This is a genomic window from Streptomyces sp. NPDC057939 (genome assembly GCF_042887545.1).
Classification (GTDB): Bacteria; Actinomycetota; Actinomycetes; order Streptomycetales; family Streptomycetaceae; genus Streptomyces.
Genome location: NZ_JBHVPG010000031.1, coordinates 63,551 through 77,410 on the forward strand (window position 1 = coordinate 63,551; position 13,860 = coordinate 77,410).

Annotated in this window: 7 protein-coding genes; 6 read left to right on the top strand and 1 reads right to left on the bottom strand. The window is 75.0% G+C overall.

Annotated elements, in window-relative coordinates:
* Positions 1-46: 46 nt before the first annotated feature.
* The 5 genes from ACFVS6_RS28160 to nudC all read left to right on the top strand — a co-directional run bounded on the left by ACFVS6_RS28160 (position 47) and on the right by nudC (position 11,064).
* The gene (locus tag ACFVS6_RS28160; RefSeq protein WP_389708079.1) at positions 47-394 is read left to right on the top strand and encodes an MGMT family protein; all 348 of its coding nucleotides are present in this window, start codon (positions 47-49) and stop codon (positions 392-394) included.
* A 288-nt stretch (positions 395-682) separates the two neighbouring features.
* Positions 683-4,504 (top strand): UvrD-helicase domain-containing protein, encoded by a 3,822-nt coding sequence (locus ACFVS6_RS28165; protein ID WP_389708120.1) that lies wholly within the window; start codon positions 683-685, stop codon positions 4,502-4,504.
* Positions 4,505-4,547: 43 nt separating this feature from the next.
* A complete protein-coding gene (locus ACFVS6_RS28170; RefSeq protein WP_389708081.1) occupies positions 4,548-8,648 on the top strand; it encodes a UvrD-helicase domain-containing protein in 4,101 nt (1,366 codons plus the stop codon).
* Positions 8,649-8,657: 9 nt separating this feature from the next.
* Positions 8,658-10,061, top strand: a complete 1,404-nt coding sequence (locus ACFVS6_RS28175; protein WP_389708083.1) for a dipeptidase — start codon at positions 8,658-8,660, stop codon at positions 10,059-10,061.
* A gap of 55 nt (positions 10,062-10,116) precedes the next feature.
* Complete coding sequence (gene nudC / locus ACFVS6_RS28180; RefSeq protein WP_389708085.1) at positions 10,117-11,064, top strand: NAD(+) diphosphatase; 948 nt, start codon at positions 10,117-10,119, stop codon at positions 11,062-11,064.
* A 141-nt stretch (positions 11,065-11,205) separates the two neighbouring features.
* On the opposite strand, the gene ACFVS6_RS28185 is transcribed toward nudC, so the two are convergent.
* A complete protein-coding gene (locus ACFVS6_RS28185; protein WP_356874538.1) occupies positions 11,206-11,466 on the bottom strand; it encodes a mycoredoxin in 261 nt (86 codons plus the stop codon).
* A gap of 207 nt (positions 11,467-11,673) precedes the next feature.
* On the opposite strand from ACFVS6_RS28185, the gene ACFVS6_RS28190 reads away from it, so the two are divergent.
* Complete coding sequence (locus tag ACFVS6_RS28190; RefSeq protein ID WP_389708087.1) at positions 11,674-13,842, top strand: ATP-dependent DNA helicase UvrD2; 2,169 nt, start codon at positions 11,674-11,676, stop codon at positions 13,840-13,842.
* The last annotated feature ends 18 nt before the right edge of the window (positions 13,843-13,860 follow it).

Below are 13,860 nucleotides of genomic sequence, written 5' to 3' on the forward strand. Positions count from 1 at the left end.
CGAAGCTTCCGTCCGGATGTCGGTGGCATCGGGCAGCATGTGCCGGATGAGCGAAGAGCTGCCCGCCCACGCGGAGCGGGTGCTGGAAGCGGCCGAGCGGATTCCGCCCGGCCGGGTGATGACGTACGGCGACGTCGCGGAGTGGATCGACGAGGGCGGACCCCGCCAAGTCGGCCGCGTCATGGCCCTGTACGGAGGAGCCGTCCCCTGGTGGCGGGTCGTACGGGCGGACGGCCGCCCCCTGCCCGGCAGCGAGCGGCGGGCCCTGGAGCACTACCGGGCCGAGGGCACCCCGCTGCGCGAGACCGCCTCCGGCGAACCGCGACTGGACATGCGGAGGGCCCGCTGGGACGGGAGTGACGAACGGGTCGGAGGCGACGAGGCTCACACCTGACAGCTTCGGCCATGCGGAGCGGCGGCGGGCGGTCGAAGGCCCGTACGGGGGACGACATCGGAGGCCCTCGGGGCGACGTCCCACCCCCCGACGAGGGACTGCGGCAGCCGGCGCGATTGGCGTAGCGTGGCCCCTTCGGCTCACGCGACGGGTCCGGCCGACGCAGTTCCCGCCGCCGCCGTCACCACCGCAGCAACCGCAGACCCACCAGGACCGGCACCTCACGTGATCACCTCTTCCTCCGGCCGCTCAGAGCGGCGTACGCGGGCTGCCGACGCGTACCGCCTGGTGCGCACCGGGCCGGAACAGGTGGCTCCCCCTGTGCTGGACGCAGACCAGCGCGCGGTGGTTGATCACACCGGCGGACCTCTCCTGGTCCTGGCCGGACCGGGCACCGGCAAGACCACGACCCTCATCGAGGCCGCCGCCGCCCGCGTCGAGGCCGGGACCGACCCCGCCCGCGTCCTGATCCTCACCTTCAGCCGCAAGGCCGCCGTGGAACTGCGCGACCGGGCCGCCCTGCGCCTCGGCGGCGCCCGGGCCCCGCAGGCCACCACCTTCCACTCGTTCTGCTACGGCCTCGTCCGAGCCCACCAGGACCACGAGCTCTTCGCCGATCCGCTGCGGCTGCTGTCCGGCCCCGAGCAGGACGTCATGGTCCGCACCCTGCTGGAGGGCCAGCGCCGGCTCCGCTCCATCCGCTGGCCCGACGACCTGCGGGCCGCGCTGACGACCCGCGGCTTCGCCGACGAGGTCCGCGCCGTCCTGGCCCGCGCCCGCGAGCTCGGCCTCGGACCGGCCGCGCTCGACTCGTTCGCCACCCGGCTCGGCCGCCCCGACTGGAAGGCCGCCGCGGCCTTCCTCTCCGAGTACCTCGACGTCCTCGACCTCCAGGGCGCCCTCGACTACGCGGAACTCCTGCACCGGGCCGTCCTGCTCGCCGAGGGCACCCCCGCCCTCGCCTCCGCGTACGACGTGATCCTCGTCGACGAGTACCAGGACACCGACGCCTCCCAGCTGCGGCTGCTGCGCGCCCTGAACGGCCCCGGGGGCACGCTCGTCGCCTTCGGCGACCCCGACCAGTCGATCTACGCCTTCCGCGGCGCCGACATCAACAACGTCCTGGACTTCGAGTCCGCCTTCCCCGGCGCGGCCGTACGGGCCCTCACCGTCGGCCGCCGCTCGGGTTCCGCGCTGCTCGCCGCCACCCGGCTGCTGACCACCCGCATGCCCGTACCGCGCCTGCCGTCCGCGGCCGTCAAGGCCCACCGGGCGCTCCGGCCGGCGCGGGAGGGCGGCAGCGTCGAGGTGTACACGTACCCGACGGCCGGGTCCGAGCTCGACAACGTCGCCGACGTCCTGCGCCGTGCCCACCTGGAGGACGGGGTGCCCTGGCAGGACATGGCCGTCCTCGTCCGCGCCGGAGGCCGAACCCTCCCGGCGATGCGGCGCGCGCTCGTCACGGCGGGCGTCCCGGCCGAGACGGACGCCTCCGCCACGGCACTGCGCCACGAACCGGCCGTCGCCCCCCTCCTGACGGCCCTGCGCCTCGCCGCCACGGCAGCCACGAGGCCGACACCGCCCGAGGCCCGACCCCCCGCCGCCGGCTCCCCCGCACCGCCCACCACCGGCCTGCCGCCGACACCCGAGGCCCCGACCCCCGACCCGGCCGCGGCGGCGTCCCCTGGGGCGCAGACCGGCACCGAAAGCCCCGCCTCCGGCCCGGCGCCCGGCTTCGCCGGAGCTCCGGGCCGGCCGCAGGCGTCGGCTGCCGACGGCTCCGTTGCGGCCGTGTGGTCCGTGGGGGACCCGGCCGCCACGGACGGCCCCCGCTCCGGCCCGGCGACGGGCTCCGGGGAGGTCCCGGGTTCGACGGAGACGTCCACCGCCGCCGACCCGGCCACGGCGGCGTCCCCGGGGGCACCGACCGGTACCGAGGGGCTGGGTTCGCACCCGGCGCCCGGCTCCGCCGGAGCTCCGGGCCGGCCGGAGGCGTCCGCTGCCGACGGCTCCGTCGCGGTTGTGGGGTTCGTTGGGGACCCGGTCGCCACGGACGGCGCCGGCTCCGGCCCGGCGACGGGCTCGGCGGAGGTCCCGGGTCCCGCGGACGCGTTCGCCGCCGACGGCCCCGCCTCCGACCTGGTGGCCCCGGACTCCCCCCCGGAGGCCGACGCCGACGCCGACGGCGACAACGGTGACGGGCCGGCGGGCGTCGGGGGCGAGGGGTGGGTTGGGGTCGAGGACGCGATCACGCTGCTCGGGTCGCCGCTCGGCGGGATGGACGCCGCCGACCTGCGGCGGCTCGGCCGGGCGCTGCGCGACGAGGAGCGGGCCGCCGGGGTCACCGCCCCCGCACCCTCCGACGTCCTGCTGGCCCGCGCCCTCGCCGAGCCCGAACGGCTCACCGCCCACGACCCCGCCTACGCCCGCGGCGCGCAGCGCCTCGGCCTGCTCCTGCGCAAGGCCCGCGAACTCCTCCAGGGCGGCGGCACCGCCGAAGAGGCCCTGTGGGCCCTCTGGGACGGCACCCCCTGGCCGCAGCGCCTCGAACGCGGCGCCCGCCGCGGCGGCGCGGCCGGCCGCAACGCCGACCGCGACCTCGACGCCGTCTGCGCCCTCTTCGACAACGCCGCCCGCGCGGAAGAACGTACGGGCGGCCGCGGCGCGCTCAACTTCCTCGAACAGCTCGAAGCCGAGGACATCGCCGCCGACACCCTCACCACCCGGGCCGTCCGCCGCGACGCCGTCACCCTGATGACCGCCCACCGCTCCAAGGGCCTCGAATGGGGCCTCGTCGTCATCGCCGGGGTCCAGGAAGGGCTCTGGCCCGACCTGCGCCGCCGCGGCTCCCTCCTCGAAGCCGACCGCATCGGCCGCGACGGCCTCGCCGAACCCCTCACCCCCGGCGCGCTCCTCGCCGAGGAGAGGCGGCTCTTCTACGTCGCCGCCACCCGCGCCCGCCACCGCCTCGTCGTCACCGCGGTCAAGGCCCCCGCCGAGGACGGCGACCAGCCCTCCCGCTTCCTCACCGAACTCGGCGTCACCCCCAAGGACGTCACCGGACGCCCCCGCCGGCCCCTCGCCGTACCCGCCCTCGTCGCCGAGCTGCGCGCCACCACCGTCGACCCCGACGCCTCCGAGGCCCTGCGCGACGCCGCCGCCCGCCGGCTCGCCCGCCTCGCCGCGCTCACCGACGAGGACGACCGCCCCCTGGTCCCCGCCGCGCACCCGCAGCGCTGGTGGGGCCTGTACGAACCCACCCTCAGCACCGTCCCGCTCCGCGACCGGGACCGGCCCGTCGCCCTCTCCGGCAGCGCCCTGGACCAGCTCGCCAACACCTGCTCCCTCCAGTGGTTCCTCGGCCGCGAGGTCAAGGCGGACGCCCCCTCCACCGCCGCCCAGGGCTTCGGCAACGTCGTCCACGTCCTCGCCGACGAGGTCGCCTCCGGCCGCACCCCCGCCGACCTCGCCGTCCTGATGGAACGCCTCGACTCCGTCTGGGACGCCCTCGCCTTCGACGCCCCCTGGAAGTCCCGCCAGGAGAAGGACAACGCCCGCGCCGCCCTGGAACGCTTCCTGCGCTGGCACACCACCGACCGCGGCGGCCGCGCCTCCGTCGCCACCGAGCACGACTTCGACGTCACCCTCGACGCGGGCGAGTACGCCGTACGGATCCGCGGCTCCATGGACCGCGTCGAGGCCGACCCGCAGGGCCGCGCGTACGTCGTCGACTTCAAGACCGGCAAGGCCGCCCCGACCAAGGACGAGGTCGCCCGCCACCCCCAGCTCGCCGTCTACCAGCTCGCCGTCCGCGAGGGCGCCGTCGACGAGGTCTTCGACGGCCTGCGCCCCGAACCCGGCGGCGCCGAACTCGTCCAGCTGCGCCAGGGCGCCGCCAAGAAGGACGGCGGCGACGAGATCCCCAAGGTCCAGGCCCAGCAGCCCCTCCACGACGGAACCTCCGGCGAGTGGGTCGGCGACCTCCTGGCCACGGCCGCCGGCCGGGTCCTCGACGAACGCTTCGCCCCCGCCACCGGCGAACACTGCGCCCGCTGCTCGTTCCGCAGCGCGTGCAGCGCCCGCCCCGAGGGCCGCCAGACCGTGGAATGAGACGGCGGCGAGGAGTGTCGGTGCGGGCGGCTAGCCTTTTGAGGTGACCGCGTACGAGTCCGGGCGCAGCCCCGTCCTCACCGATCCCGAGCAGCTCAAGGAGCTCCTCGGGATCCCGTTCACGCCCGAACAGATGGCCTGCGTCACCGCCCCGCCCGCCCCCCAGGTCGTCGTCGCGGGCGCCGGCTCGGGCAAGACCACCGTCATGGCCGCCCGCGTCGTGTGGCTCGTCGGGACCGGGGCCGTCGCCCCCGAACAGGTCCTCGGACTCACCTTCACCAACAAGGCCGCCGGCGAACTCGCCGAACGCGTCCGCAAGGCCCTCGCCCGCGCCGGCATCAGCGACCCCGACCCCTCCCCGGTCGACGTGGAGGCCGGCACGGCGGGCGGCGAGCCCCGGATCTCCACCTACCACGCCTTCGCCGGGCAGCTCCTCAAGGACCACGGCCTGCGCATCGGCCTGGAACCCAGCGCCCGCCTCCTCGCCGACGCCACCCGCTTCCAGCTCGCCGCGAAGGTGCTCCGCGAGGCCCCCGGCCCGTACCCGGCCCTCACCAAATCCCTCCCCGACCTCGTCGGGGACCTCCTCGCGCTCGACGGGGAACTCTCCGAGCACCTCGTCGAACCCGACCGGCTCCGCGCGTACGACACCGCCCTCCTCGACGAGCTCGCCGACACCCGCCTGAGCAACGAGGACCTGCGCAAGGTCCCCGAAGCCGTCCGGGGCCGCCTCGAACTCCTGGAGCTCGTCTCCCGCTACCGGGCCGCCAAACGCTCCCGCGACCTCTTCGACTTCGGCGACCAGATAGCCCTCTCCGCCCGGCTCGCCACCACCCGCCCGGAGGTCGGCGCGCTGCTGCGCGAGGAGTTCCGGGTCGTCCTCCTCGACGAGTACCAGGACACCTCCGTCGCCCAGCGGCTGCTGCTGTCCGGGCTCTTCGGCGGTGGCACCGGCCACGCCGTGACCGCCGTCGGCGACCCCTGCCAGGCCATCTACGGCTGGCGCGGAGCCTCCGTCGCCAACCTCGACGACTTCCCCGAGCACTTCCCGCACGCCGACGGCACCCCCGCGACCCGCCTCTCCCTCAGCGAGAACCGGCGCAGCGGCGGCCGCCTGCTCGAACTGGCCAACGGCCTCGCCGCCCCGCTGCGCTCCATGCACGAAGGGGTCGAGGCGCTGCGCCCCGCACCGGGCGCCGAACGCGACGGCACGGTCCGCTGCGCCCTGCTGGAGACCCACGCAGAGGAACTGGAGTGGCTCGGCGACTCCGTCGCCCACCTGGTGCGCACCGGCAAGGAACCCGGAGACATCGCCGTGCTGTGCCGCTCGGCGGCCGACTTCGCGCGGATCCAGGCCGTCCTGGTGGCCCGGGACGTACCGGTCGAGGTCGTCGGCCTGTCCGGGTTGCTGCACCTGCCGGAGGTCGCCGACCTGGTCTCCGTGTGCGAGGTGCTCCAGGATCCCGGGGCCAACGCCGCCCTCGTCCGGCTCCTCGTCGGACCGCGCTGGCGGATCGGCCCCCGCGACCTGGCGCTCCTCGGGCGCCGCGCCCGGCAGCTCGTCGCCCGTCCGGCCGGTCCCGACGCCGGACCCGACGGGAGGCTCGCCGCCGCCGTCGAAGGCGTCGACCCGGCGGAGATCGTCTCCCTCGCCGACGCCCTGGAGACGTTCCTCGACGGGGCCGGCCGGACCCCCGACGAGCTCCCGTTCTCCGCGGCGGCCCGCGTCCGGTTCGCGCACCTCGCCCAGGAACTGCGCGACCTGCGGCGTTCCCTCGCCGACCCGCTGATGGACGTACTGCACCGGGTGCTGGCCGCGACCGGGCTGGACGTCGAGCTGTCGGCGTCCCCGCACGCGCTGGCGGCCCGCCGCCGCGAGACCCTGTCCAACTTCATGGACGTCGCCGCCGGCTTCGCCGCCCTCGACGGCGAGGCCACCCTGCTCGCCTTCCTCGGCTTCCTGCGCACCGCCGCCCAGTACGAGAAGGGCCTCGACCACGCGCTGCCGGGCGGGGAGAACACCGTCAAGGTGCTCACCGCCCACAAGTCCAAGGGCCTGGAGTGGGACGTGGTCGTCGTCCCCGACCTGTGCGCCGGCTCCTTCCCGAAGGAGAAGCCGCCGGAGGCCTGGACCTCCTACGCGAAGGTCCTCCCGTACGGCCTGCGCGGCGACACCGCGACCCTGCCCGACGACCCCGCCTGGACCTCGGCCGGCCTGAAGTCCTTCAAGGCCGCCCTCAAGGAGCACAAGGCCGTCGAGGAGCTCCGCCTGGGCTACGTGACCTTCACCCGCCCCCGGTCGCTGCTGCTCGCCTCCGGCCACTGGTGGGGCCCGACCCAGAAGCGCCGTCGCGGCCCCTCCGACTTCCTGACCGCCCTGCACGACCACTGCGCGGCGGGCTTCGGCGAGATCGAGGCCTGGGCCGAGGAGCCCGCCCCGGACGCCGAGAACCCGGCCCTGGCAGCGGAATCCGCCCCCGAGCACTCCTGGCCGCTGCCCCTCGACCCCGACTCGCTGGCCCTGCGCCGACGTGCCGCCGCCCTCGTCGAGTCCCACCTGGCACACGGCCCCGCGCACACCCCCACCCCGCCGCCCGACCCCTACCTCTGGCCCCCGCACTGCGAGGACCCCACCGACGAAACCCCCTGGCCGGACGACCCCTGGGCCGACGCCCCCGCCCCACCCGCCCCCGAACCGGACGAGCCCGCGCTGCCCACCTCCGGCGCCGATGCCCCGGACCCGTCGTCGGACGACCTCTGGGCGGGCGAGCCCACACTGCCCGCTTCCCGCGCAGGCGCGCCGCGACTGCCGTCCGGCGACCTCGGTGCGGACGAGCCCGCGCGCGCCGGCGCGCCCGGACTGCCGTCGGACGAACTCGGCGCGCGGGAGCGCCCGCTTCCCGCTTCCCGCGCCGGCGCGCCCGGGCCGCGGGTGGACGTCCCGGGGGAGCGGGAGCCCGAGGTGCCCGCCGCCGGCGCCCCGAACGCGTCGTCGGAGGACCTGTGGGCGGGCGAGCCCGCACCGTCCGCCTCCCGCGCCGGGGTTGCGTCGCGGCCCGGTCCGCGGACCGTCGAGCCCGGCTTCCGTAGCGTGGATTCCGGGCTGCCGTCCGACGACCTGTGGGCGGGCGAGCCCGGGCTGTCCGGCTCCCGTGCCGCCCGGGCGGCGGAGGACCCCTGGGTGGGCGAGGCCGTCGTACCCGCGCCCCGTGCGCCGGGGGCGGACGGGCACGCCGCGCCCGAGGGCGGCGAGGACGACCTCCGGGGCGGCCCGGAGGCCGCGCGGCCCGCGCGCGCCCGGACGCACCCGACCGGCCACGACCCCGACGACCCCTGGGCCACGGAGCCCTGGGCGGCGCCGGCAGCCGCCACCGGTTCCGGAGCCTCCGCCGGATCCCACCCCCCGGCCGGCCAGGCCACGGTCACGCCCGAGGAGGCCCGCGCCATCGCCTCCTGGGACCGTGACCTCGACGCGCTGGAGGGCGAGCTCCGCCGCGCCCGCGCAGCCGTCCGTGACGTCGAGTTGCCCTCCGCCCTCTCCGCGAGCCAGCTCCTGCGCCTCGCCGCCGACGAGCAGGGCTTCGTACGCGATCTCGCACGCCCCATGCCCAAGCCCCCGCAGCCCGCCGCGCGTCAGGGCACGCGTTTCCACGCCTGGGTCGAGTCCCGCTTCGACGAGCTGCCGCTGCCGCACCTCGACCTCCTCGACCCCGTCGCCGAGCTGCCCGGCTCCGACCAGGAGATCGCCGACGAGGCCGACCTCGACTCCCTGAAGGCGGCCTTCGAGCGCAGCGAGTACGCCGAGCGGACCCCGTACCGGATGGAGGCCCCCGTCCAGCTCACCCTCGCCGGCCGGGTCATCCGGGGCCGCATCGACGCCGTCTACCGGAACCCCGACGGCTCGTACGAGGTCGTCGACTGGAAGACCGGCCGCACCACCCAGGCCGATCCCCTCCAGCTCGCCGTGTACCGACTGGCCTGGGCGGAAGCCACCGGCACCCCCCTCGACCGGGTCGGCGCCGCCTTCCTGCACGTCCGCAGCGGCCGCGTGATACGCCCCCGCGACCTGCCCGACCGGGCCCGTCTTGAGCGGATCCTCCAAGGCAAAACGGGCACGGACGGTGACCCTCGGGCGGAAGGCTAGGCTCGGGGCATGAGCGAGATCCAGGCGGACAACGTCGTCCGCACGTACATCGACACCCACCGCACCGCCTTCCTCGACGACCTCGCCGAGTGGCTGCGGATCCCCTCCGTGTCGGCCCAGCCCGAACACGCGGACGACGTACGCCGCAGCGCCGACTGGCTCGCCGCGAAGCTCACCGCGACCGGCTTCCCGGTCGTCGAGGTCTGGCCCACCGACGGCGCCCCCGCCGTGTTCGCGCACTGGCCGAGCGAGGACCCGCACGCGCCCACCGTCCTCGTCTACGGACACCACGACGTCCAGCCCGCCGCCCTCGCCGACGGCTGGCACACCGAGCCGTTCGAGCCCGTCGTCAAGGACGGCCGGATGTACGGCCGGGGCGCCGCCGACGACAAGGGCCAGGTCTTCTTCCACACCCTCGGCGTGCGCGCGCACCTCGCCGCGACCGGCTCCGCCGCCCCCGCCGTGCACCTCAAGCTGCTCATCGAGGGCGAGGAGGAGTCCGGCTCCCCGCACTTCCGCGAGCTCGTCGAGGCCCGCGCCCGGCAGCTCGCCGCCGACGTCGTGATCGTCTCCGACACCGGCATGTGGTCCGAGACCACCCCCACCGTGTGCACCGGCATGCGCGGCGTCGCCGACTGCGAGATCGACTTCCACGGCCCCGACCAGGACATCCACTCCGGTGCCTTCGGCGGAGCCGTGCCCAACCCGGCGACCGCCGCCGCCCGCCTCGTCGCGGCCCTGCACGACGAGGACGAGCGGGTCACGATCCCCGGCTTCTACGACAACGTCACCGAGCTGACCGACGCCGAACGCCGGCTGATCTCCGAGCTGCCCTTCGACGAGGCCGAGTGGCTGCGCACCGCCAAGTCGCACGCCGCCTCCGGTGAGGCCGGCTACTCCACCCTGGAACGCGTCTGGGCCCGCCCGACCGCCGAGGTCAACGGCATCGGCGGCGGCTACCAGGGCCCCGGCGGCAAGACCATCGTGCCCGCCTCCGCCCACCTGAAGCTGTCGTTCCGCCTGGTGTCGGGGCAGGACCCGTACGAGGTCGAGGCCGCCGTGAGGGACTGGGTCGCCGCCCGCGTCCCCGACGGGATCCGGCACTCCATCACCTTCGGCGCCCCCACCCGGCCGTGCCTGACGCCGCTGGACCACCCGGCGCTGCAGTCCGTCGTACGGTCCATGGAGCGCGCCTTCGGGCAGCAGGTCCGCTTCACCCGCGAGGGCGGCTCGGGACCGGCGGCCGACCTCCAGGACGTGCTGGACGCGCCCGTCCTGTTCCTGGGGATCTCCGTACCGTCCGACGGCTGGCACTCGCCGAACGAGAAGGTCGAGATCGACCTCCTCCTCAAGGGCGTGGAAACCGCCGCCCACCTCTGGGGCGACCTCGCCGAGCACTGGAAGACCGGCTGATCCCGCCCGCACACCCACCCATCGCCACGCCTGCCTTGTCCCACCACCGGGGGAGTTGGAAGTACCAGTGAGCACCCGTACCGAGCGCCCGATCACGCTGGCCGCGCCCAGCGGAATCGACCGCGCCGCCCACCACCGCCTCGACGAGGCATGGCTGGCCGCCGCCTGGAGCCACCCGACGACCCGCGTCTTCGTCGTCTCCGGCGGCCAGGTCCTCATCGACGACACCCCCGACGGGGGCACCGGCATCGTGATGACCCCGGCCTTCGAGGCCCCGGTCACCGAGACCCACCGCTACTTCCTGGGCACCGACGAGGACGGCGTACGGTACTTCGCGCTGCAGAAGGACTCGCTGCCGGGCCGCATCGACCAGTCGGCCCGCCCGGCCGGACTGCGCGAGGCCGGACTCCTGCTGAACCCGCGCGACGCCGGGCTGATGGTCCACGCCGTGGCGCTGGAGAACTGGCAGCGCATGCACCGCTTCTGCTCCCGCTGCGGAGAGCGGACGGTCGTCGCGGCCGCCGGACACATCCGCCGCTGCCCGGGCTGCGGCGCCGAGCACTACCCGCGCACCGACCCGGCCGTGATCATGCTGGTCACCGACGACCAGGACCGCGCGCTGCTCGGCCGCCAGGTCCACTGGCCCGAGGGCCGCTTCTCGACGCTGGCCGGGTTCGTCGAGCCGGGCGAGTCGATCGAGCAGTCGGTGATCCGAGAGGTGTGGGAGGAGGCGGGCGTCAAGGTCGGCGAGGTCGAGTACATCGCCAGCCAGCCCTGGCCGTTCCCCTACAGCCTGATGCTGGGCTTCACCGCCCGTGCCGTGACCTCGGAGATCACCGTCGACGGCGAGGAGATCGAGGAGGCCCGCTGGTTCTCCCGCGAGGACCTGGCGCGGGCGATCGAGCGGGGCGAGGTCACGCCCCCCGCCGGAGGCATCTCCATCGCGGCCCGACTGGTCGAGCTCTGGTACGGCAAGCCGCTGCCGCGCCCGCCGGCCGCGTAACCCTCGTCACCATCGCGGCCGCGACGGCGGCCGCGACGGGCCGCCACGTCCTGCGACGCCCCCGGCACAGCAGAAGGCCCCCGCCGCACGGCGGGGGCCTTTCCGGGAACCGAACCGCTACGGATCGCGGATCCGCGCGGATCAGACGGCGAGGGCCTGCTTGACCTGGGCCAGGCTCGGGTTCGTCATGACGGACTCGTTGCCGCCCGCCGACTTCACGAGCACGGTGGGAACCGTCTGGTTGCCGCCGTTGGCCTTCTCCACGAACGCGGCGGACGCCGGGTCGAGCTCGATGTTGATCTCGTTGTACGCGATGCCTTCCCGGTCCAGCTGCTTCTTCAGCCGGTTGCAGTAGCCGCACCAGGTCGTGCTGTACATCGTGACGGTGCCCGTGTCCTGCATGCTGCGCTCTCCTTCGTGGGGGCCTCGGTGGGGCCTCGGTGGTCCGAGTACTCGAACGCACGGGACCGCCGTGCCATTCCCGACCCCGGCCCCGAACCCGACGGTGCGGTGGCCGGTGGCCGGCCGGTGGAGGTACCGGTACGACGAACAGCTCGGGCCTGTGGACGGATTTCCCGCCCGTCCCACCGGACCTGGCAGCATGGCAGGGTGACATCAGCAACGCACTCCTCCCCCTTCCCGGCCGACGCAGACGCCGCCGACGCCGTGCTCCTGGGCCTCGACCCGGAGCAGCGCGAGGTCGCCACGACCCTGCGCGGGCCGGTGTGCGTGCTGGCGGGCGCGGGCACCGGCAAGACCCGGGCCATCACCCACCGCATCGCCTACGGCGTCCGGTCCGGGCAGCTCATGCCGGCCAGCGTGCTGGCGGTCACCTTCACCAACCGCGCCGCAGGCGAGATGCGCGGCCGACTGCGCACCCTCGGCGCGGGCGGGGTCCAGGCGCGCACCTTCCACTCCGCCGCTCTGCGCCAGCTCCAGTACTTCTGGCCGCGCGCGGTCGGCGGCGAGGTGCCCCGGCTGCTGGAGCGGAAGATCCAGTTCGTCGCGGAGGCCGGCGCGCGCTGCCGCATCCGCCTCGACCGCAACGAGCTGCGGGACGTCACGGGCGAGATCGAATGGGCCAAGGTCACCCAGACCGTGCCCGCCGACTACCCGGCCACCGCCCTGAAGGCGGGCCGCGAGGCCCCCCGCGACATGGCGGAGATCGCCCAGATCTACGGGACGTACGAACAGCTCAAGCGCGACCGCGGAATGATCGACTTCGAGGACGTGCTGCTGCTGACCGTCGGCATCCTCCAGGACCGCCACGACATCGCCGAACGGATCCGCAGCCAGTACCAGCACTTCGTGGTCGACGAGTACCAGGACGTCAGCCCCCTCCAGCAGCGTCTCCTCGAACTGTGGCTCGGCGATCGCGACAGCCTGTGCGTCGTCGGGGACGCCAGCCAGACGATCTACTCCTTCACCGGCGCGACCCCCGACCACCTGCTGAACTTCCGCACCCGCTACCCGCAGGCCACCGTGGTCAAGCTGGTCCGCGACTACCGCTCCACCCCCCAGGTCGTCCACCTGGCGAACGGGCTGCTGAACCAGGCCAAGGGCCGCGCCGCCGAACACCGCCTGGAACTGATCTCCCAGCGCGAGCCCGGCCCCGACCCGCTCTACGCCGAGTACTCGGACGAACCCGCCGAGGCCGAGGGCGTCGCCGCCCGGATCCGCGACCTGATCGCCGCGGGCGTCCCCGCCGGCGAGATCGCCGTGCTCTACCGGATCAACGCCCAGTCCGAGGTCTACGAGCAGGCCCTCGCCGACGCCGGCGTCCCCTACCAGCTGCGCGGCGCCGAGCGCTTCTTCGAGCGGGGCGAGGTCCAGAAGGCCGTCCTCGCCCTGCGCGGAGCCGCCCGATCCGGCGGCAGCAACGACCCGCTCCTGGAGGACGTCGTCGAACTGGGCTCCCAGGTCAGGGCCGTCCTGAGTTCCACCGGCTGGACCGCCGAACCCCCCGCCGGGTCCGGCGCCGTCCGCGACCAGTGGGAATCCGTCGCCGCGCTGGTCCGGCTCGCCGAGGACTTCGCCCGGAGCCGCCCCGGCGCCACCCTCGCCGACCTCACGATCGAGCTGGACGAGCGCAAGGCCGCACAGCACGCCCCGACGGTCCAGGGCGTCACCCTCGCCTCGCTGCACGCGGCGAAGGGTCTGGAGTGGGACGCCGTGTTCCTCGCGGGCCTCACCGACGGCATGATGCCGATCACGTACGCGAAGACCGACGAGCAGGTCGAGGAGGAACGACGCCTCCTCTACGTCGGCGTCACCCGGGCCCGGCACCACCTGACGCTCTCCTGGGCGCTCTCCCGGGCTCCGGGCGGCCGGGCCTCCCGTCGCCCCAGTCGCTTCCTGAACGGCCTGCGGCCGGGCTCGGCGGCCCCGGGAACGGGCCCCGGCGCCGCGACCGACCGCGGCGCCCGCAAGCGCGGCCGCCGCGGCCCGGCGCTGTGCCGTGTCTGCGGCAGGACCCTGATCGAGGCCGGGGACATCAAACTGATGCGCTGCGAGGACTGCCCGTCCGACATGGACGAAGGGCTCTACGAGCGGTTGCGCGCCTGGCGGGCCGTCCAGTCGAAGGCCCAGGGGCTGCCCGGATACTGCGTCTTCACGGACAAGACGCTGATGGCGATCGCGGAGGCCGCTCCCTCCGAGGCGGGCGAGCTCTCGATGATCTCCGGAGTGGGTGGCCGCAAGCTCGACCGGTACGGAGCCGATGTTCTGGCCATCTGCGCAGGCCAGGAGCCCGCGGGGGAGGATCCTGACGACGCGTAGAAACTCGTCGGAAAAATA